This is a genomic window from Citricoccus parietis, assembly GCF_042433045.1.
Lineage (GTDB): Bacteria > Actinomycetota > Actinomycetes > Actinomycetales > Micrococcaceae > Citricoccus > Citricoccus parietis.
The window spans coordinates 66,711-86,346 of record NZ_JBHLWH010000009.1 but is presented as its reverse complement, the minus strand read 5'-3'; the positions used below and the strand labels follow the sequence as shown (position 1 = coordinate 86,346).

The window sequence follows — 19,636 nt, the reverse complement described above, 5'->3', positions numbered from 1 at the left end:
CCCGAGGAGTCCGAGCATGCCGACATCGCCTGATCCGCCGGCTTCTCAGGCTCCCCAGGGTCAAGAGGCCCCGGAGATTCCGCGGGCGTCACGAACCACCGCACACTCCCCGTCGCACCCGGCAGCACCGAACGCGCGTCGCTCCGCCACCAAGCCGCCTGCCACCAAGCCGCCCGCCACCAAGCCGCCTGCCACCCATCCACCGGCGACCGCCGGCCACCTGCTGTGGCGCGCGATCCGCCGTCGCCGGGGCCGCGTGGCAGGGAGCCTGGCGCTGATGACGCTGTGGCAGGTGTGCGAGGCCTTCGTGCCGATCGCCATCGGGATCATCGTGGACGTGGCGATCGTCCCCCTGGACGGGCGGGCGATGCTCCTGTCCCTGCTCGGGATCGCGGCGCTGTTCACCGTGCTCTCCCTGGGCTACCGCTTCGGCGCCCGGCTCGCCAACACCGCGCTGCATCAGGAGGCCCACGCGCTGCGGGTGGAGGTCGCCGAGGTGCCGCTGGCATCCGGCGCCGTGGCCGCCCGGTCAAACGCGGGCGAGATTCTGTCCCTGTCCTCGGCGGACGCAGACGTCACCGCCCAGGTGTTCCGGCAGATCGCCGGTGGCGGCTCCGCGATCATCGGCCTCGTGGCGGTCTCGGTGTACCTGCTGGCCACGGACGTGATGGTGGGCCTCGTGGTGCTGGTGGGCGTGCCGCTCAGCCTGCTGTTGGTGGCCCTGGCCTCCCGCTCCATCTCACGGCACTCCACCGCGCAGCAGGAGGCGATCGGCCTGGCCAGCCGCCGGGCCGGTGACATCCTGGCTGGCCTGCGGGTCCTCAGCGCCGGAGGCGGTGAACGCTGGGCGAGCGCGCACTACCGGGAGGCGTCGCAGCGGGCCGGCCGGGCCGGCGTCGTGACGGCCGAGCGCAGCGGGCGGTTGGAGGCGATCGGCGCCCTCGGTACCGCCCTCGTGCTGGCACTGGTCCTGGTGGTGGCCGGCCAGCGCGTGCTGTCCGGCGACCTGGCGATCGGCACCCTGGTCTCGGTGGTCGGGGTCGCGGTGTTCTTCCAGGAGCCGGTGCGCACCATCACGGACATGATCGGCGCGTTCGTCCGCTCGCACGGCGCGGCCCGGCGGATCGCCGACTTCCTCACCGCGGTCCCGGCCGAGGCCACCGGTGACGAGGTCCCGGAGACGGCTGGACTGCGCATCACCGGTCTGGCGCTGGTCACGCCTCCCGGGCACGACGCCGGCGCCCCGGCCGAGCGCGACGGTCAGGTCCCGCTGGAGGCAGGTGTCCGGCACGGTGGCGAAGCCCGGCCGGACCGGTCAGCCCGGTTGGACCGGCCAGCTCGGCTGGACCCGTCACCCCGGCTGAATCTGGAGGTGCCGCCGGGCCGGTTCCTGGGTCTGGTGGTGGATGACCCTGCACAGGCCGAGACCATCCTCCAAGCCGTGGACGGACTGGGGGATCAAGCCGGAACGGTGCTGATCGGTGGGCATCCGCGCAGCCGCCTGGTGCCACGGCTGGCCGACCACCTGGTGGTGGCACCGCATCGGGTGGACCTGTTCGCCGGCACGGTGCGTTCGAACATCACCCTGCACCACGAGGGTCCGGGGCGCTCACACCAGACCACGCACCGTGCCCAGGCCACCATCGGGACCCCGGACCGTGGACGCGTCCAGATTGATCCGGCGGTGCTGGCCGCGGCGGGCGTCACCGAGATCATCAGCCATTTCGCGGACGGATTGGAGCACCGGGTGGACGAGGGCGGCCGCAACCTCTCCGGCGGCCAGCGTCAGCGCCTGGCCCTGGCCCGCGCCCTGCACGCCGATCCGGAGGTGCTCGTCCTGCACGAGCCGACCAGTGCGGTGGATGCCGTCACCGAGTTCCAGATCGCCCAGGACGTGAAGTCGCTGCGTTCCGGGGCCGCCGCCGGGTATCGCGCTGAGAACGGCTCCGGGTCCGCCACCACACGCACCGGCCCGCGCACCACCGTGGTGGTGACCTCCTCGCCGGCCTTCCTGGCCGCCGCGGACACCGTGGTGCAGGTGCACCGGGACGGCACCACCTCCACCGGAACGCACCACTCCCTGTTGGAGTCCTCGGATGACTACCGGATGGCGGTGGCCCGATGACTGTTCAGAGTGTGGACACCGCCCGGCCGCTGGCCCTTCCTTTGGCCCGGCCGAGAGAGTCCTTCCGCCTGCTCTGGCGGCACACCCGCGGCCAACGCGGATTCGTGTGGCTGGTGGGGATCGCGGGCCTGCTGGCCGCCGTCGCCGGCCTGGTAGCGCCGTGGATGATCGGCTGGCTCGTGGACGTCCTGCTGGCCGTCGGAGTCGGCGGCGGCGACCAAGCCCCGGCTGCCGCTGACGCTGCCGCTGCCGCAGGTACTGCCGGGGGCCCCGGTGCAAACGCCCCTGCCGCTGCCGTGTGGTGGGCCGCTGCAGCGGTGGCCGGAGCAGGACTGATCGCAGCCGCCTGCGCCTGGGCCGGCCAGGCGTGGCTGGCCCGCGCCGCCGAACCCACGGTGGCCAGGCTGCGCGAGGCCGTGATGGACCGGGCCCTGCGGATCGGTTCGGCGCGGCTGGACGGCACCGAGACCGGCGATCTGGTGTCCCGGGTGGCCGAGGACGCCCGCGAGGTCAGCCAGGCGGCCACCACGGTGGTGCCCCTGGTGGTGCAGTCCCTGTTCACGGTGGTGGTCTCGGCCGCGGGCCTGGTCGCGGTCGACTGGCGGCTGGGGCTCGTGGGACTGCTGGCCGTCCCGATGTACTGGACCACCCTGCGCTGGTACCTGCCCCGTTCCGGGCCGATCTACCGGGACGAACGGGCCGCCTTCGGCACCCGCGCCTCCCGGCTGCTGGGCGGGATCACCGGGGCCCGGACCCTGCGCGCCTATGACGCCCAGGGCCCGGAACTCGAGCGCATCCACGCCGCCTCCGCCCAGGCCCGCAATCTGTCCATCGGGGTGTTCGGCTTCCTCACCCGCGCGTTCAGCCGGAACAACCGGGCCGAGGCCGTGGTGCTCGGGGCCATCCTGGGTGCAGGGTTCCTGCTCGTGTCCGCCGGATACATCACCGCCGGCGCCGTGACCACGGCGGCCCTGCTGTTCCACCGGCTGTTCAACCCGATCGGGGCGCTCGTCGGCATGTTCGACCAGGTCCAGTCCGCCGGGGCCTCGCTGGCCCGGATGGCCGGCGTCGTCTCCCTGCCGGTGCCCGAGCGCACCGCGCGGCTGCACGGTGGCGCGCTGGAACTGGCCGGCGTCTCCCACACCTACGACGACGGCACCCCCGCCCTGCACGACGTCCACCTGAGGATCGGGCCGGGGGAGGTGGTGGCCGTCGTCGGGACCACCGGGGCGGGCAAGTCCACGCTGGCGCAGATCGCGGCAGGACTGGCGGCACCGACGTCCGGGACGGCGCGACTGGGCGGGATCGAGCTGGTCGAGGCCGATCCGGGCAGTCTGCGTGAGCAAATCACCATGGTCTCCCAGGAGGTGCACGGCTTCGCCACCACGGTGGCCGAGAACCTGCGTGTGGCCCGGCCGGAGGCCGACCGCTCGGCCCTGGTGGCGGCCCTCGAGTCCGTGGGGGCCGGTTGGGTGGGGCACCTGCCGCAGGGCCTGGACACCGAGGTCGGGCAGGGCGGCTACCGGCTGGATCCCATGCAGCTGCAGATGCTGGCCCTGGCCCGGGTGGCGCTCGCGGACCCGCAACTGGTGGTGCTGGACGAGGCGACGGCGGAGGCCAGCTCGGCCGGAGCGCGCCGGCTGGACGACGCTGCGGCCCGGGTGCTTCAAGGCCGAAGCGGACTGGTGGTGGCCCACCGGCTCAGCCAGGCCGTGGCCGCGGACAGGATCCTGGTGATGTCAGCCGGGCGGATCGTGGAGTCCGGGACCCACGATGAGTTGCGGGCGGCCGGCGGGGCCTATGCGGAGCTCAGTCGGGCGTGGTTTGGTGGCTAGTTCGTGAACCAGCTGTCGTCATAATCGCCGATGTGCTGGGGATAGGGATAGGCGACCAGGGCCTCGGCAACGACATGGCGCAGCCACTCGACCGGGGGAGAGGGGGCCACCCGGCGCAGGGTGTGGAGGCCGACATGGCCGGGTTCCAGGGTAAACGGGAGGATGAATTTCCGCACCGGGCTGCGCTTGACGAACATGTCCCCGAGGAACAGCGGCACGACGCAGTACGACTCGGTGGCGGCGAGGGTTTCGTCGACCACGGAGTAGTTGGGCAGGGCGATCGGAGGTTGCTGATGTCCGTGCAGATCGCTGAGCGTCCGCTCCACGTGCTGGTGACCCAGTGCTCCCGAGACCTCGATGCGCTGTTCGGCGACAAGGTCCTCCACTGTCGGTTCCGGGGAGAGCCGCGGATGCGATGCAGCGCAGACGCCGACGTAGGGCATGTCCATCAGGTGGTCGCGGACCACGATGTCCTCGGAGAACGTCGGCACGGCAATGGCCCCGTCGATCTCGCTGCGGCGCAGCTTGTCCTCCAGTTGGGCCACGTCGAGCAGGGTCACCTCGATGCGCGCCCGGGGTGCCTTGGCCTGGATGGCTTGGACCACGAAGGAGAACAGGGCCATGAGGGCCAAGTCGGTCATCATCAGCCGGAAAGTGCGCGTGGTCTCCGCGGCCTTGAAGTCTGTGGCGTTCTGGACCACGGAGTCCATCAGCCAGATGGCCTGGACCATTTGCGGGTACAGCGATTCGGCCACCGGGGTTGGCTCAAGTCCGGTTCGATTCCTGAGGAACAGGGGGTCGGAGAAGAATTTCCTCAACTTGGAGAGGGCGTAGCTCACGGACGGCTGGCTGACGAAGAGGGCCTTGGATGCCTCCGTCACGCTGCGCGTCTCGTAGACAACCACGAAAGTGCGCATGAGATTCATGTCGTAGCCGGATCCCGCGATCACCATGCTCGTCCCCTCGGCCAATATAGATGAGTTTGATAGACCCATCATGCCTTTTGATTGGCTTGATAGGTAGTTCGCACCTAACCTCGATATCAGAGTGCTCTGCATCACATCCAAGAAGTTCCTGGACCTCCTGACGGGACATGTCACACCCTCGACACACCGGTGGAACCGTCCCGTCCTCGAGCCCGCGCAGCGGATCCCGTCCCGGAACTCGGCACAGTAGAGGTGGAATCATGGGTACTTTCAATCGTGCACGCGTCCAAGCGGCGTTGGCGGCCACGGCCGTCCTCACGCTCGCCCTGACGGCGTGCGGAGGGAACACCGGCGGAAACACGGCGACCTCTGGGGCCACGGAAACGTCGGGCGGCAACGGCGCCGCCGACAATACGGAACTGCAGGAGATCACCGTGGGCGTCATGCCCTTGGTCGACGTTGCACCCCTGTACCTGGGCATCGAACAGGGGATCTTCGAGGATCACGGGTTGACCGTGAACCTGGAGACCGCGCAGGGCGGCGCTGCCATCATCCCGGCGGTGACCAGCGGGCAGTTCGATTTCGGCTTCAGCAACCCGACCAGCGTCCTCGTCGCGGCCTCCCGCGGATTGGACGTCATGGTCATTGCCCCCGGTGGGTCAAGCACGGGCGATGAGGACACCGACTACGGCGCCACCATGGTCCTACCGGATGCAGACATCTCCTCCGCCGCGGATCTCGAGGGGCGCACCGTGGCAGTCAACACCCTCAACAACATCTCTGACTCGACAGTCAAGGAAGCCGTTCGTCAGGATGGCGGTGACCCCTCCAAGGTCGAGTTCGTGGAGATGCCCTTCCCGAACATGGTGGCTGCCGTCGAGCAAGGAACCGTGGATGCGGCGTTCCTGGTGGAGCCGTTCCTGTCGAGCGGCCTTGATGAGTCGATGCGCCCGGTGTTCTGGAACTGGATGGAGGTCTCGCCTGATCTGATGGCCTCCACCTACTTCTCCACAGGCGCCCTGGCGGAGGAGGACCCCGATCTGGTCGCCGCGTTCCAAGACGCCATGGCCGAATCGGCCACCTATGCGGAGAGCAATCCCGACGAGACCCGCGCCATCCTGGAGACCTACACCTCCATACCACCCGAGGTGACCCAGGTCCTGCGCCTGCCCCGATGGATCGACGCCGTCAATGTCGACTCCCTGGAACGGCTGATCGAGATCAGTACCGAGGACGGGCTGCTCGAAGGCGATCTCAGCGTCGACGACGTGGTCCTGGCCGACGCGGGATAGCCAGGCCGCTGCTCCACGCCCATCACCACCACGCCCACCACGCCCACCACGGCCACCACGCCCACCACGACCGAATCGAGAGATCACAGTATGAGCATCACCGTCCAGGACATGCGCAAAGGCCCCGAGGGGTACGCCTGGAGCCGCTTCGGACTACCCGAGTACACCGATTGGATGGACGAGAGCCTCTCGTGGAAACAGACCTGCTACATCGGCGACTGGTCCTTCCTGTGGCAGCACCGGTTCACCGGCCCGGACGCCCTACAGCTGATTTCGGACTACACGGTCAACAACTTCGAGACCTTTGAAATCGGCCAGTCCAAGCATGCCATCCACACGAACAAGGACGGCAAGGTCATCCACGAGGGCGTGCTGACGAAGTTCGGCGAAGAGGACTACATGGTCCACGGCCGCGGCGGCTACTGGCTGTCCTTCAACCTGGACCGCGGCAACTACAACGCCAAGGTCAGCCAGGAAGACTGGTTCATGTTCCAGGTGTCCGGCCCCAACGCCATCAAGGTGCTGCAGGCGCTGACGGACTCCGAGAAACTGCTGGAGGCCAAGTACATGCACGCCGTCCCCGTGACGATCGCCGGCCACGACGTGTACGCCTTGCGCCAGGGCATGTCCGGCGAAGTGGGATTCGAGCTGCAGGGACCCAAGGAGTTCAGCGAGGAGGTCTACCAGGCCGTGCTCGATGCCGGTAAGCCACACGGGATCCGCAAGATGGGTGGGCGGATCGCCATGATCAACCACCTGGAGGCGTCCTACCCCACGATCGCCACCGACTACATCCCGGCCATCTTCGATGCGGACATGGCCGATTACATGGACTTCTTCCTCTCCTCCATGCCCTCGTTCGCCCAGCCCGCCTACATCGCGGGCAGTTTCGACGGCCAGGAGCCCTCCGACTACTACCGGAGCCCGATCGAATTGGGGTGGGCCAAGGTTGTCACCACCCAGCGCAGGGGCTACCTGGGTGCCGACGCGCTCGCGGCGGAAAAGGCCCGGCCGCACCGGGTGCTGCGGACCCTGGTGTGGCATGCCGACGACGTCGCCGACATCCAGAACTCCCTTCTGCGCGAGGGCGAGCACTACGACTTCATGGAGATGCCCCGTGACCAGCGCGGATACATGTGGGCGGACCGGGTGGAGATCAACGGCCAACTGGTCGGGACCACCACCTCGCGCGGCTACAGCTACTTCTTCCGCAAGATGCTGTCCCTGGCGACCGTCGACGTCGACCACGCCGAGATCGGCACCGAGGTGACCGTGGTGTGGGGTGCGCCGGGGCACCGGCAGAAGTCCGTGAGGGCCATGGTGCAGTCGGCACCCTACAAACAGGACCGGTCGCGGGGAGACCTCCACCAATCCACAGCCCCATAGTTCGGCAATCTACCCCGAGTGCACCGTGTGGGCGGAGATCAACTGAGATCTCCGCCCACACTGCTGTGTCCGGAGTGCACTGATGCGAAGACGAGCACCGCGCCGGGGCCGGCATCCGTTGAACATCATGCCGGTAGAGACCCTGGCCACAATTTGTGCATGTGACGTACGGCATCTATTGTTGTCGCCATCACGCATTGCGATTATCTGAACGCACAGCGTACATCGCGAAAGGATGCACATGCATAAGAGATCTACTATCCGCGCCGCCGCCATGCTGGGCGCGGGTGCCTTGGCCGTCGGCCTCTCCGGTTGTTCTGCCGATGCAGGCACCGGCTCGCCCGATGAGCCCATGACCGTCAACGCGGGCTTCATCCCGGTGGTGGATGTCGCGGCGCTCTACCTCGGCGAGGAGCAGGGGTTCTTCGACGAGAACGGCATCGACCTCAACATCAACGTCGGGGCCAGCGGTGCGGCCCTCCTGCCCTCGGTCATGAGCGGCGAGTACACCTTCGCCTTCAGCAACATGCCCTCGATCCTCCAAGCCAAGGACAAGGGCCTGCCGGTCAAGATCATCGGCTCCGGCTCGAGCTCCACCGGGGTCGAAGGCGAAGACGTCACGATGATCCATGCCCCCGAGGACAGCGGAATCACCGGGGCCAAGGACCTTGAGGGAAAAACGGTCAGCGTAAACGCACTCGGCAGCCTGCTAGAGATGCTTGGAAAGATCGGCGTCGATGCCGACGGGGGCGACTCGTCCAAGGTCGAGTTCATCGAGCTTCCCTTCGCCGAAAGCCTGACGGCCCTGGAGAACGGGACGATCGATGCCATGGTCGGTGCGGAGCCCTTCGGCACTGCTGCCATCGAGGCCGGCTTCCCCGCCATCTCCTCGCCGTACCAGGCCATGTCGACCGAGAGCATCATGACGAGTGCCTACTACACGTCGGAAGACCAGCTCAACGAGAACCCGGAGCTGTTCGCCGACCTCCAGGTCGCGATCAACGAGTCCCTCGCCTACGCGCAGGAGCACCCCGACGAGGTCCGCGAGCAGCTCCTGAAGTTCACCGAGCTCGACGAAGACGTCGCCGCAAAGATGATCCTGCCGACCTACGACGCAGAGATATCGGCCGAAGCCGTCGACCTCTTCAACGAATACGCGCTGGAATACGACCTCATCGAAACCGCTGTGGATCCGGCCGAACTCATCGCAACACCGGAAGGCTGACCCTTGAGGAGTGATCTGACACCGGGATCCCCGCGCTGGGCTGTACGCCGCGCGGAATGGAGATCCCTGGGGCACACGGACGAGGACATGTCCCGTCCAAAGGTTGCCATCATCAATTCGTCATCCGACATGGCGGCCTGCTTCAGCCATCTGGATGACATCGTGCCCGTGCTCAAGCAACATCTCCGGGACGAAGGTCTGCTGCCGTTCGAGGTGAGCACCATCGCCCCGTCGGATTTCATCACCAGCGCCGGCCGCGGCGGGCGCTACGTGCTGCCCAGCCGTGACCTGATCGTCAACTCGATCGAAGCCATCGTCGAAGGCGCCCAGCTGGACGGGATGATCTGCCTCAGTTCCTGTGACAAGACCGCACCGGCACACATGATGGCGGCCGGACGCCTGGACATCCCCACCGTCATCGTCTCGTGCGGCTACCAACGCAACGCGCTCAACGAGGACGGTGGCGCCGATATCGAAGAGGTCTTCCTCCGGGCCTCGCACGGCACCCAGGGCAACGGCGGAATCGACGACCTGATGGAGCTGTCCGAGGACGCGATCCGCGGCCCGGGCGTCTGTGCCGGCCTCGGAACCGCAAACTCGATGCACATCGCGGCCGAGGCGCTTGGCATGGCCGTCTCGGGATCCACCCCCGTCCGGGCCAACAGCGCGAAGATGTGGCAGTCGGTGGCCAGCTCCGCTGCGGCGCTGGCTCGTCTGGTGAAGACGAACACCACACCGCGGCAGGTCATCACGCCGGAATCCGTGGAGAATGCCGTGCGCGTGATGCTGTCGATCGGCGCGTCCATCAACTCCGTGAAGCACCTGCAGGCCATCGCCCGCGAGGCCGGCCTGACGGTGGACGTATGGCGGCTGTTCCGCGAACTCGGCCCCAAGGTCCCGGTACTGACGGCCGTTCGTCCGAACGGACCCAGCCGTGTCGAGGAATTCGAAGACGTCGGCGGGGCAGCCGTGGTGCTCCGCGAACTGGCACCCCAACTTCACCTGGACGCCCTGACCGTTGACGGGGGGACACTGGCGGACTGCGTGAAGGCCGCCCCCGCCGCCGACGGCTCCGTCATTGCCCCGTACGGTTCGCCCATGTCGGACCAGCCGTCGATCCGCATCGTGCGGGGAAACCTGGCAGCCGACGGCGCGATCGTCAAGCTCCCCGTCCTGGAAGAACGGGCCCGTTCCTTCAGCGGCCCCGCCCGCATCTTCCACTCACGCGAAGAGGGAATCGAGGCGCTCGCCAACGGGATCGTCAACGCCGGTGACGTCGTGGTCCTCCGGGGAATCGGACTCGTCGGCGGACCGGGCATGGGCATGGCGTCGGCGCTCGTCTTCGCGCTCGACGGATCCGGGCTCGGTGACCAGGTAGCCGTTGTCACGGACGGACAGCTGAGCGGGCTCGTCAACAAGGGCATCGTGGTGGGAGAGGTCTCACCCGAAGCGGCCACGGGAGGCCTGATCGGCCTCCTGCAGGACGGCGACCTCATTGACATCGACCTGGACCGGGGAACCGTCGATGCACGTCTCACCGCAGACCAGATCATGGCCCGTCCGGCCTTCGAACCGGTCGATGCGGTTCGCACCGACGGGCTTCTCGATACCTACCGCGAAGTTGTGACCCCCTTGGCCTGTGGAGCCGTGATGTGCGGCGTCGCGGCCGCGAACGGTTGCTCGACGGGAAGGGGAATCCACCATGGCGATTGATCAGAGCGAGGCGGCCACCTCTGCCGCGCCCCCGACGACGACCGCCCAGGCCCCGGCACGATCTGCTCGGAACGGTGCCGGCTGGGGTAAGAGGATGTGGTCGCTGCCCGGCGTGCTGCTCCTCATCCTCGCCTGGGAACTCGTCCCCCGGCTCAGCGGCAGTGGCAGCTTTCCGCCGTTGAGCGCGGTCCTGTCCGAACTCGGCGAGCAGATGACGACCGGCCGCTTCTGGACGTACGTGGTCAGCACCATGCGCACGTGGGCGATCGGGCTCGTCGTCGCCACGGTTGTGGGCGTCGGACTGGGCTTCCTCCTGGGGACGTTCCCTCGGGTGGAAAGGTACACGCGTTCGATGGTCGAGTTCCTGCGGCCGATCCCGTCAGTCGCGCTCATCCCCGCCGTGATCCTCCTGTTCGGCACCAAGTTCGAGTCGGGAGTCGTGCTGATCACCTATGCCGCGGTCTGGCCGATGCTGCTGCAGACGCTCTTCGGCCTGAACGACCTCGATTCGGTGGCCAAGGACACCGCGAGCTCGTATCGCTTCTCCCGATGGGGCTACATGAGGCACGTCCAGTGGCCGAGCCTCATGCCGCCTCTCTTCACCGGGGTCCGTCTTGCGGCCTCCATCGCGCTCGTGCTGGCCATTACCGGCGAGATGGTGATCGGCACCGTCGGCCTCGGCCAGGGCATCACCGTCGCGCAGACGTCCGGTGCCACCTCCACCGTGTACGCCCTCGTGCTGGTCTCCGGCCTGATGGGGCTCGCCGTGAACCAGCTCGCCCGGGTCGCCGAAAAGCGTCTGCTGTGGTGGCATCCGATGATTCGCAACGCCGCAAAGGAGAACTGACTGATGCGTATCGCAAAGTCCGCATATGAGATGTTGGCGGTGCCTGTCGTCGTGCTCTTGGTATGGCTCGTCGGCAGTTCGTTCTCGTCGAGCTTCTACTTTCCGCCGCTCGCGGAGATCCTCACCCAGTTCGGCGAACTGTGGTTCTCCGAACGGCTCTTCACCGATGTGCTGCCCAGCGTCGGCAGGCTACTGGCCGGCTACGGCCTGTCCTGCGTCGTCGGGATTCTGATTGGTCTGGCCCTGGGGATGTCCTGGCGGGCCCGGTCAGCTGCCGAACCGGTGCTCGAGTTCTTCCGGGCGATTCCCCCGCCGGCGTTGGTTCCCGTGCTGATCCTGCTGCTCGGCTTCGGTGACCAGATGAAGATCTGGGTCATCGTGGTGGGCTCGATCTGGCCGATCCTGCTGAACACCGTGGATGGCGTGCGCGGCCACGACGAGGTGTTGGACGAGACCTGTCAGAGCTACCAGTTTCGCTGGCACTCCCGTCTGCGGCACATGGTGTTGCCCGGGGCCATGCCACGCATCTTCGCGGGTGCCCGCCAGGGCCTCTCCATCGCCATCATCCTCATGGTGATCAGCGAGATGTTCGCTGCAACCGACGGACTCGGTGCCGCCATCATTCTCTTCCAACGCAGCTTTGCCATGCCGGAGATGTGGAGCGGTGTGCTCCTGCTCGGCTTGATCGGCTTCGGTTTGTCGATGCTGTTCGAATTCGTGGAACGACGCTCACTCGGGTGGTACCACGAGTCGCGTCAACTCAAAGAAGGATAATCTGTCATGACCGACAACAACGGTTCGATGGTCGCCGTCGACCATCTCAGCAAGACCTACTTCTCCAAAACCCGCACCGTACAAGCCATCGGTGACTTGCACTTCGACGTTGCCGCCGGTGACTTCGCCTGCGTCGTCGGCCCGTCGGGAGCGGGCAAGACCACGTTCATCAAATGCCTGTCCGGCCTGCTGGAACCGACATCGGGCTCGGTGTCGATCAACGGCAAGAAGGTGACGTCACCTCCCGCGGATATGGCGGTCGTCCTCCAGGAATACGGCCGGAGTCTCTTTCCGTGGAAGACCGTGGGGCGCAACGTCGAACTGCCGCTGAGCGAGAACAAGACGCCGAAGGCGGAACGGGAACGGCGTGTCAGGGAAGCCCTGGAAGCCGTCGGGCTCGCCGATGCGGCGGATCTCTATCCCTGGCAGTTGTCCGGCGGGATGCAGCAGCGTGTGGCCATCGCCCGCGCAGTGGCGTACCGGCCGAAGGTGCTGGTGATGGATGAGCCCTTCGCTGCTGTGGACGCCCAGACGCGCGCCGACCTCGAGGACCTGGTGCTACGCCTCTGGAAGGAACTTTCCCTCACAGTGCTGTTCGTGACCCACGACATCGACGAGGCGGTGTACCTGGGAACACGCGTCATCGTCCTTTCCTCGTCACCGACCTTCGTCCTCGACGATGTCAGGGTCGACCTCGGCGCGGAGCGATCCCAGGTCGAGACCCGCTCGGAAAAGCGATTCGCCGACTTGCGTGCACGGGTCTATGGAGGAATCCAGCGCGCCAAGGCCAAGGCCAATGCCGTGACGGCGGCCAAGTGATGGGCGATCGCGTCATGCGAGCGGGTGCCACCGGCGGCCACGAGCCGGGGCGACCCGTGGTGGCCTACGGAAACTCGCTGGGCACTACCGCCAGCATGTGGAATCCTCTGTTGAAGGCCGCCGGCGAGGACTTCGGCGCCATCACCTACGAACTCCCCGGCCATGGAATCGACACAGAACACGGTGCGCCGGAGTCGTTCGATGACCTGGTCCGCGCATCCGAGGAACTGCTTCTCCGGGAGGCACAGGAACCCGTCGTGTATTGCGGCGTGTCACTCGGCGGCGCGATCGGCGTACGGCTTGCCGCCGATCACCCGGAACTCATTCGTGCGCTGGTGGTGGTCAACGCCCCCATGGCACAGCCCTCCCCTGCGTTCTGGCATGACCGGGCCGAAGCCGTCGGGGCATCCGGACTGGATCCGCTGGCCACGGTGCTCCACGAACGGTGGTTCAGCGAGTCCGCTGATACCTACGTCGTCGAGGCCGTGCGCCGGGACTTTCGGTCTCTCCCCGTCGCCGGGTACGCAGCCGCCTGTCGTGCGATCGCCGATCTGGATGTGCGGGAGGCTGCTGGTCGAGTACGAGTGCCCGCTGTCGTCCTCTCCGCCGACGGCGACCTGGCAGTCGACCCGAGCAATTCCGCGGCACTTGCAGAAGCCATGCCGCAAGCCGCGCTGCGGCGTGTCAGCGGAGCACATCTGCTCCCGGCCGAGAACCCGGCAGAGGTCCTCGCCGCCATTCATCTCGCCATCGATCTCTCCGAGGAGCCACAATCATGAGTTTTGTCACCGAAACCGCCCGGCGGATACCGGTTTTCAGGGAAGTCGACGTGCTCGTGGTCGGTGGGGGGCCCACCGGGATCATGGCCGCAGCAGCTGCGGCGCGTCAGGGTTTGTCGTCGTTGCTGATCGAACGCAGCGGATTCCTCGGTGGTGCCGGTACCGCCGGCGGGCTGAGCACCTTCTGCGGCCTGCATTCGAACGTCCACGGGGAACACGTCCGGACCGTCGGCGGCATGGTCCCGGAACTGCTCGACCGCATCGACAAGTTGGGTGGCCTGCGCCGCCCCCATCTCTCCTTCGCCGACCGGATCATGGCCCAGGCCTACGATATTCCGGCCTACCGGCTCGCTGCCGACCAACTCGTTCTTGCCTCCGGTGCGGAGATCCTCTTCCACACGTTCGCCGTCGGGCTTCTGATGAAGGACGACGCGCATATCGACGCCGTCATCGTGGAGACGAAGGAAGGGCGATTCGCGCTCCGGGCCCGTTTCGTGATCGATGCCTCGGGCGATGCGGACGTGGCCTACTGGTCCGGCGCCGAGTTCGAGAAGTCTCCGCCGAACGAGATGCTCTACCCGTCGACGATGTTCCGCATCAACAACGTGGACGGCGCCAGGGCGGGCGCGGCGTGGAAGACGCTGCCCCAGATGATGGACGCGGCAGTGGCGGCCGGACGGGAGCCGTTCCCCCGTCGTGGGGCCATCGTGAGGCCGCAACGCGATGACATCGAGTGGCGCGCCAACGCGACCCAGCTACGCACGCCGGAGGGGCTGGCCCTGGACGGCACGAGGATCGAGGACCTCAGTGCGGGGGAGATCCAGGGACGCCAGCAGGCCCAGGAGGTCTTTGAGTTCATCCGGGACAACCACGCCGGCTTCGAACGGTCCTACATCGTCGACATCGGACCCGAAATCGGGATCCGCGAAACCCGGCGGATCGTGGGCGCCTATCAGCTCACGGAGGAGGACGTCCTAGGCGGCGTGGACTTCGACGACGCCATCGGCATCAACGGATGGCCCGTCGAGGCACATGTCGACGGGAACGTCGAGATCCGCTGGCCTCATGGGGACGCCCCGCGAGGATACAGCCAACTGCCCTACCGGATCATGGTGGCACCGGCGGTCTCGAACCTTCTCGTCGGCGGCCGCGGCGCCTCGATGACGCATGGTGGCCATTCGGCCGCACGTGTCTCGGGGCCGTGCTTCGCCATGGGGCATGCCGCCGGCGTCGCGGCAGCCATCGCACTGGAAGACGGTGTCAGCGCCGCCTCGGTGGACATCGCGAAGCTCCAATCGCGTCTGGCCGAGCAGGAGGCGATCCTTGAGGTCAAGGAAGACATGAAGGAATCGGTGGACAAATGATGATTCTGACGGATGAAGAGAAGGCCATGGCAGCCGGTGACTCCGGTGAGGCGGTCGCGGCCGCGATGGAGACGCTGATGGAGTACGGACGAATCCTCGGCGCGGAGCGTCTCGTCCTTACCGATAACGTCGCAGGGGCGAACATCTTCGGCAAGCGGCACAGCAAAGTGCTGGGCAGCACCGATCCGAAGAGCTTGTTCTCCCGCTTTTCGCTGAACTCCGACAAGCCGCTGGACGTGCCGATGGCACGCGCCCATAGCTGCCAACTCATCGGCCCGCGGGATTCGAAACACTACCGGTTACAGGGACTGAGCGACGCCGACCACGCCGAGGCCAGCGCGAGCGAGCAGTACCTGGCCTCCCTCGGCGTGAGCATCCTCAACACGTGCACCCCGTATCAGGTCGGGAACAACCCGCGCTTGGGCGAGCATTGCGCGTGGATGGAGTCCTCCGCAGTCGTCTACATCAACTCCGTCCTCGGGGCGCGCACGAACACGGAGGGACGGGAGTCCTCGGCGGCGGCCATGCTCACCGGCCGCATCCCCTACGCCGGACTGCACATCACCGAGAACCGGCGGGCAACGGACCTGCTGGTCGTGGACAGGCCAATCGAGACGACATCCGATTGGAACGTGCTGGGGTATTACCTCGGCGGAGTGCTGGGGGACTCGGTCCCGGCGCTCTCCTCGTCGTTCCCGCTGTCGCCCGACCCGGTCTCGCTCAAGCAGTTCGGTGCGGCGGCGGCGTCGTCTGGAGATGTCGAGTTGTACCACATTCCCGGAATCACGGCAGAGGCGCACACCCTTGAAGAGGCCTTCGGGGGACGGCAGCCGCGCCAAACGGTGCACTTCGGAGAGAAGGAATACACCGAGACGGTGGATGCGCTCAACGCCACTGCGACGGGGACCGACATCGACTTCGTGATGATCGGCTGCCCGCACGCATCGCTGAACCAGCTGCGCGACGTCGCCGCTTTGCTGGAGGGTAGAACGATCTCCCCCGACGTCGCACTGTGGGTGTTCACCGCCAGCGCCCTCCGAGATGTGGCCGAGCGCAGCGGTTGGCTCGAGACCATCGAGCGGTCCGGCGCGAAGGTGCTCTCCGACACCTGCCCGGCCATCGGCCAGTTTCTGCCGCCTGGCACCAGGCGGTTCGCCACGGACTCCGCGAAACAGGCGCACTACCTGCCGGCGATCGCCGGAGTGGAGGGCCGCTTCGGTTCGACGGCAATGTGTATCGAAGCGGCCGTCAAGGGCCGGTGGTCCGCATGACGGCGGCGGTCAGGGGGACGGGCAGGGTGCTGGTGGACGGCGTCGCCGAGGGCGAGCTCCTCGTCTGCACCCGGGCCATCTCCGGTTGGGGCGGCATCGACCCAGGCACGGGGGCCATCGTGGAGACCAGTCATCCGCAACGGGGCGCCATCCTGGCAGGCAAGGTGGTGGTCATGCCGGGGGCCAAGGGGTCGTCCGGATGGTCGGGGCAGTTCCATATTGCGAAGCTGCAGGGCACTGCGCCCGCGGCCATCATGACGGAGACCATCAACAGCAAGCTGGCGCTGGGACTCGCCGTACTGGGAGTACCGGCACTGATCGATATCGACCCGTCCGTCAGGGAGCATCTGTTGGACGGGCGCTGGGCCAGAATCGAGCACGAGACACTAACGGTGTGGAGCGAAGGGGAACAGATATGACGGACCATCTCATCGGCCGGACCGTGGTTGTCACGGGAGCGGCCAGCGGAATCGGCACGGCATATGCCCGCGCTTGCGCGGGGGCAGGAGCTGCCCTGCATCTGATCGATCGCGACGAGGCGCATCTGGTCGAGGTCGCGGAGGAACTGCGGGGCGAGGGTGTCGAGGTCACCACCCACGTTGCGGATATCCACGATGCGGACGCGATCGACTCAGTGTTTGGCGAGTTGGATGGAACAGTCCGAATCGACGCCGCGTTCCTCAACGCCGGCATCAACGCCGGGGCGAGCCTTCGAACGGCTGACGGCGAGATCGACGCCCTGGATCGGGAGACCTGGCGGAAGGTGCTGGACATCAATCTGTCCGGGTTCTTCTTCTGTCTGCAGAGGACGGCCGCCCATATGAAGCGAAACCATGCCGGCTCGATCATCGTCACCGGATCGACCGCGGGCCTGAGGGCCGAACCGCTGGTCAGCTATGCGTATGCGGCCTCGAAGGCTGCCGTTCATGCGGTGGCGACGCAGGCGGCCCTGGAACTCGCCAAGTATGGAGTGCGGATCAACATCATCGCGCCGGGCCCGTTCAACACGAACATCGGGGGGCGTGTCGAGCGCCCTGCCGCGAAGACCCGGTTGTGGGAACGCTCGATCCCGCTTGGCCGATGGGGGGATACCCGTGAACTGCACGGCCTCGCGGTACTCCTGGCCTCGGACGACTCGTCCTTCATGAACGGCTCGGTGGTGCGGGTCGATGGCGGGGCCACCGTCTTGTCACAGGTGAGGGCAGACGAGCTGTGACGAGCGCCCCGCCGATGGGACACAGCGCCAAGTATCCTATGGCGATGGATGACCAATCAGACAACGGCCACCGTGACCGCGACATCATCCAGAGCCTGGAACGCGGGATCACCGTACTGCGTGCCTTCGCGGAGGTGCGAACACGCCCCACGATCGCTGATCTGGCCTCTGCCGTGGGGTTGTCCCGCCCGGTGGTCCGCCGGATCATGCTGACATTCGAACGGCTGGGGTACGCCCACCAGTACCGTGGTGAATGGGTGCTGACGCCGCGGGTCCTCGAGATGGGACAGGGCTATTTCAGCGGCGAGTCCCTGCCCGAGATCGCCCAGCCGCATCTTCAAATGGTGGCGGACCGGACCGAGGAGAGCACCTCGGTGTCGGTGCTCGACGGCGCAGATGTCGTACACGTGGCCCGCGTCGAGGTGAAGCGGATCATGCCCTACGCAGTGAGGGTCGGCTCGCGGCTGCCTGCTCACGCCACGGCCATGGGCCACGTGTTGCTCGGCGCCCTGTCTGCCGATGGACTCGAGCATTATTTCGAGGTCGCGGAGCTGGTGGACTTCACTCCGGCCACGATGAGCGGCAAAGCGGCGCTCCAGGACTGCGTCGCCGAGGCCCGCGAGCAGGGCTATTCGTTGTCGGTGGAAGAGCTGGAGCCGGGAATGCTCGCGGTGGCGGTGCCCATCACCGTGCGCGGACGGGTGATCGCCACCCTGTCATCGACGTCGACTACGGCGCGCACAAGTGCCGAGGCACTTCTCCGAGACGTCGTCCCGTTGTTGAAGGCGACGGCAGGTGAGATCGCGCAGGACTACTACCTCAGCAATCGAGAGAACGGCGTCTTCCCACGTAGTGAGTGATGCGGCCGTCGGACGGACCACCCACCGTCTGGGTGCCGTGCCTCATGCTGCGTGCCGTGATCGGGACACTCCCGCACGTTTTCAGTCGACTCGGGGTGGGTGTTTGGCGAAAACACCCACCCCGAGTCGACTGAAAGCGAGGAGGGGAAGTGATTGGCTCCTCAGCTGCCCTCGGCGCGGCCCATCTTCCAGTAGCCCATGAAGGAGACGCACTTCCGGTCGATGCCCAGGCCCTTGACCAGATGACGGCGCAGCCCGGTGATGGTGCCGGCCTCGCCCGCCAGCCAGGCGTACCAGTGGCCGTGGGGGCTCTCCGGGGGAACCTCCCACAGGGTCGCCTCCGCCTCGGTCGCCTCTGCATCGGTCTCGCCCAGGACGCCGGCCGCGCAAGCAGCGCCGTCGGCTCCGGTCCCGGCCACCTCCGAGCCGAACTCGCGGCCCCAGGCCTGCACGGCCTCGGTCAGGACTTCGCCGTGCGGGCGGTCACCGCGGGCCAGCCAGTTCAGCTGCACCCCGGCGGGGGTGGCGACGGGGAGGATGTCCCCGGCCTCCGGCACCTCGATGAACACGTGCCCGCTGAAGGTCTCGTCGAGGGTCTCCAGGATGGCGCAGATCGCGGGGGCGGCGGTCTCGTCGCCCACCATCAGCACCGTGCGTGCCGAGCCCGGGTCCCACTCGATGCCCCCGCTGCGGCCGCGGCCGCGCGTCTCGGAGCGCTCATCGGGTCCCAGGATCACCATCTCGTCCCCGACGGCGGCCCCCAGCGCCCAGGCGGACGCGGGCCCGGCGGTGCCGTGCAGCACGAAGTCCACGTCGATCTCGCGGACCTCCGGGCGGACCGCGCGCACGGTGTAGGTGCGCATCGCGTTGCGTTCGGCGTCCGGCAGCTCACGCCAGCGGGTGTACCACTCCATCATCGCGGGGGCGGGGTCGGCGAACAGTCCCACGTCCGGCAGCGTTCCGTCCACACGGGGCAGCATGAGTTTGATGCGCTGATCGAGGCCGCCGGTGCCGAAGAACCGCAGGTCGTCGTCGGCGAAGGTGAACCGGACGAAGTGCTCGCCGAGCCGGCTGATCCGTGCCACCCGGGTCCGGTAGGCGCGGGTCGAGGGGTACGTCTGGGTCGCGGTCGCGGTCATGGTCTGCTTTCCGTAGGGATCGAGGCGGGAGCCTCCGCGTGCCGGAACAGAGTAGGTTAGGCACG

Annotated in this window: 17 protein-coding genes; 15 read left to right on the top strand and 2 right to left on the bottom strand. The window is 67.1% G+C overall.

Annotated elements, in window-relative coordinates; all coding sequences use genetic code 11:
• The first annotated feature begins 277 nt into the window (after positions 1–277).
• Both ACFFIO_RS02760 and ACFFIO_RS02755 read left to right on the top strand, forming a co-directional pair.
• Positions 278–2,125 (top strand): ABC transporter transmembrane domain-containing protein, encoded by a 1,848-nt coding sequence (locus tag ACFFIO_RS02760; RefSeq protein WP_378040091.1) that lies wholly within the window; start codon positions 278–280, stop codon positions 2,123–2,125.
• A complete protein-coding gene (locus ACFFIO_RS02755) occupies positions 2,122–3,960 on the top strand; it encodes an ABC transporter ATP-binding protein (protein WP_378040090.1) in 1,839 nt (612 codons plus the stop codon). The genes ACFFIO_RS02760 and ACFFIO_RS02755 overlap by 4 nt, the downstream gene beginning before the upstream one ends.
• Here ACFFIO_RS02755 and ACFFIO_RS02750 read toward each other — a convergent pair.
• Positions 3,957–4,913: a LysR family transcriptional regulator gene (locus ACFFIO_RS02750; protein WP_378040089.1), complete on the bottom strand. Its 957-nt coding sequence runs from the start codon at positions 4,911–4,913 to the stop codon at positions 3,957–3,959. The genes ACFFIO_RS02755 and ACFFIO_RS02750 overlap by 4 nt on opposite strands.
• A gap of 233 nt (positions 4,914–5,146) precedes the next feature.
• Here ACFFIO_RS02750 and ACFFIO_RS02745 point away from each other — a divergent pair, with 233 nt between their 5' ends.
• From ACFFIO_RS02745 to ACFFIO_RS02685, 13 genes are all read left to right on the top strand, one after another.
• Positions 5,147–6,178, top strand: a complete 1,032-nt coding sequence (locus ACFFIO_RS02745) for an ABC transporter substrate-binding protein (RefSeq protein WP_378040088.1) — start codon at positions 5,147–5,149, stop codon at positions 6,176–6,178.
• 90 nt (positions 6,179–6,268) lie between these two features.
• Positions 6,269–7,564: a glycine cleavage T C-terminal barrel domain-containing protein gene (locus ACFFIO_RS02740; protein WP_378040087.1), complete on the top strand. Its 1,296-nt coding sequence runs from the start codon at positions 6,269–6,271 to the stop codon at positions 7,562–7,564.
• A 241-nt stretch (positions 7,565–7,805) separates the two neighbouring features.
• Positions 7,806–8,789, top strand: a complete 984-nt coding sequence (locus ACFFIO_RS02735; RefSeq protein ID WP_378040086.1) for an ABC transporter substrate-binding protein — start codon at positions 7,806–7,808, stop codon at positions 8,787–8,789.
• 87 nt (positions 8,790–8,876) lie between these two features.
• On the top strand, positions 8,877–10,502 hold the full coding sequence (locus ACFFIO_RS02730) for a dihydroxy-acid dehydratase domain-containing protein (RefSeq protein ID WP_378040085.1): 1,626 nt from the start codon (positions 8,877–8,879) through the stop codon (positions 10,500–10,502).
• Entirely contained in the window at positions 10,492–11,349 is an 858-nt protein-coding gene (locus ACFFIO_RS02725; RefSeq protein WP_378040084.1) for an ABC transporter permease, read from the top strand. The genes ACFFIO_RS02730 and ACFFIO_RS02725 overlap by 11 nt, the downstream gene beginning before the upstream one ends.
• A gap of 3 nt (positions 11,350–11,352) precedes the next feature.
• Entirely contained in the window at positions 11,353–12,123 is a 771-nt protein-coding gene (locus ACFFIO_RS02720) for an ABC transporter permease (protein ID WP_378040083.1), read from the top strand.
• Between the two features lie 6 nt (positions 12,124–12,129).
• The gene (locus ACFFIO_RS02715; protein ID WP_378040082.1) at positions 12,130–12,942 is read left to right on the top strand and encodes an ABC transporter ATP-binding protein; all 813 of its coding nucleotides are present in this window, start codon (positions 12,130–12,132) and stop codon (positions 12,940–12,942) included.
• Positions 12,942–13,721, top strand: a complete 780-nt coding sequence (locus ACFFIO_RS02710) for an alpha/beta fold hydrolase (RefSeq protein ID WP_378040081.1) — start codon at positions 12,942–12,944, stop codon at positions 13,719–13,721. Before ACFFIO_RS02715 ends, ACFFIO_RS02710 begins: the two co-directional genes overlap by 1 nt.
• Positions 13,718–15,085 carry an FAD-dependent oxidoreductase gene (locus tag ACFFIO_RS02705; protein WP_378040080.1) on the top strand — a complete coding sequence of 456 codons (1,368 nt, stop codon included), beginning with the start codon at positions 13,718–13,720 and terminating at the stop codon, positions 15,083–15,085. The genes ACFFIO_RS02710 and ACFFIO_RS02705 overlap by 4 nt, the downstream gene beginning before the upstream one ends.
• Entirely contained in the window at positions 15,082–16,356 is a 1,275-nt protein-coding gene (locus ACFFIO_RS02700; protein WP_378040079.1) for an aconitase X, read from the top strand. The genes ACFFIO_RS02705 and ACFFIO_RS02700 overlap by 4 nt, the downstream gene beginning before the upstream one ends.
• Positions 16,353–16,775 (top strand): aconitase X swivel domain-containing protein, encoded by a 423-nt coding sequence (locus tag ACFFIO_RS02695; protein WP_378040078.1) that lies wholly within the window; start codon positions 16,353–16,355, stop codon positions 16,773–16,775. The genes ACFFIO_RS02700 and ACFFIO_RS02695 overlap by 4 nt, the downstream gene beginning before the upstream one ends.
• On the top strand, positions 16,772–17,572 hold the full coding sequence (locus ACFFIO_RS02690) for an SDR family NAD(P)-dependent oxidoreductase (RefSeq protein ID WP_378040077.1): 801 nt from the start codon (positions 16,772–16,774) through the stop codon (positions 17,570–17,572). Before ACFFIO_RS02695 ends, ACFFIO_RS02690 begins: the two co-directional genes overlap by 4 nt.
• Positions 17,573–17,616: 44 nt before the next feature.
• On the top strand, positions 17,617–18,432 hold the full coding sequence (locus tag ACFFIO_RS02685; RefSeq protein ID WP_378040076.1) for an IclR family transcriptional regulator domain-containing protein: 816 nt from the start codon (positions 17,617–17,619) through the stop codon (positions 18,430–18,432).
• Positions 18,433–18,593: 161 nt separating this feature from the next.
• Here ACFFIO_RS02685 and ACFFIO_RS02680 read toward each other — a convergent pair whose 3' ends face one another.
• Positions 18,594–19,571 carry a siderophore-interacting protein gene (locus ACFFIO_RS02680; RefSeq protein ID WP_378040075.1) on the bottom strand — a complete coding sequence of 326 codons (978 nt, stop codon included), beginning with the start codon at positions 19,569–19,571 and terminating at the stop codon, positions 18,594–18,596.
• Between the last annotated feature and the right edge of the window lie 65 nt (positions 19,572–19,636).

Excerpts from the sequence above, each read along its gene's own strand:
- ACFFIO_RS02735 (WP_378040086.1), top strand. The coding sequence starts at position 7,806 with ATGCATAAGAGATCTACTATCCGCGCCGCCGCCATGCTGGGCGCGGGT.
- ACFFIO_RS02725 (WP_378040084.1), top strand. The coding sequence starts at position 10,492 with ATGGCGATTGATCAGAGCGAGGCGGCCACCTCTGCCGCGCCCCCGACG.
- ACFFIO_RS02695 (WP_378040078.1), top strand. The coding sequence starts at position 16,353 with ATGACGGCGGCGGTCAGGGGGACGGGCAGGGTGCTGGTGGACGGCGTC.
- ACFFIO_RS02680 (WP_378040075.1), bottom strand. The coding sequence starts at position 19,571 with ATGACCGCGACCGCGACCCAGACGTACCCCTCGACCCGCGCCTACCGG.
- ACFFIO_RS02745 (WP_378040088.1), top strand. The coding sequence starts at position 5,147 with ATGGGTACTTTCAATCGTGCACGCGTCCAAGCGGCGTTGGCGGCCACG.
- ACFFIO_RS02715 (WP_378040082.1), top strand. The coding sequence starts at position 12,130 with ATGACCGACAACAACGGTTCGATGGTCGCCGTCGACCATCTCAGCAAG.
- ACFFIO_RS02690 (WP_378040077.1), top strand. The coding sequence starts at position 16,772 with ATGACGGACCATCTCATCGGCCGGACCGTGGTTGTCACGGGAGCGGCC.
- ACFFIO_RS02710 (WP_378040081.1), top strand. The coding sequence starts at position 12,942 with ATGGGCGATCGCGTCATGCGAGCGGGTGCCACCGGCGGCCACGAGCCG.
- ACFFIO_RS02720 (WP_378040083.1), top strand. The coding sequence starts at position 11,353 with ATGCGTATCGCAAAGTCCGCATATGAGATGTTGGCGGTGCCTGTCGTC.
- ACFFIO_RS02705 (WP_378040080.1), top strand. The coding sequence starts at position 13,718 with ATGAGTTTTGTCACCGAAACCGCCCGGCGGATACCGGTTTTCAGGGAA.
- ACFFIO_RS02730 (WP_378040085.1), top strand. The coding sequence starts at position 8,877 with ATGTCCCGTCCAAAGGTTGCCATCATCAATTCGTCATCCGACATGGCG.
- ACFFIO_RS02700 (WP_378040079.1), top strand. The coding sequence starts at position 15,082 with ATGATGATTCTGACGGATGAAGAGAAGGCCATGGCAGCCGGTGACTCC.
- ACFFIO_RS02750 (WP_378040089.1), bottom strand. The coding sequence starts at position 4,913 with ATGGTGATCGCGGGATCCGGCTACGACATGAATCTCATGCGCACTTTC.
- ACFFIO_RS02740 (WP_378040087.1), top strand. The coding sequence starts at position 6,269 with ATGAGCATCACCGTCCAGGACATGCGCAAAGGCCCCGAGGGGTACGCC.
- ACFFIO_RS02685 (WP_378040076.1), top strand. The coding sequence starts at position 17,617 with ATGGATGACCAATCAGACAACGGCCACCGTGACCGCGACATCATCCAG.
- ACFFIO_RS02760 (WP_378040091.1), top strand. The coding sequence starts at position 278 with ATGACGCTGTGGCAGGTGTGCGAGGCCTTCGTGCCGATCGCCATCGGG.
- ACFFIO_RS02755 (WP_378040090.1), top strand. The coding sequence starts at position 2,122 with ATGACTGTTCAGAGTGTGGACACCGCCCGGCCGCTGGCCCTTCCTTTG.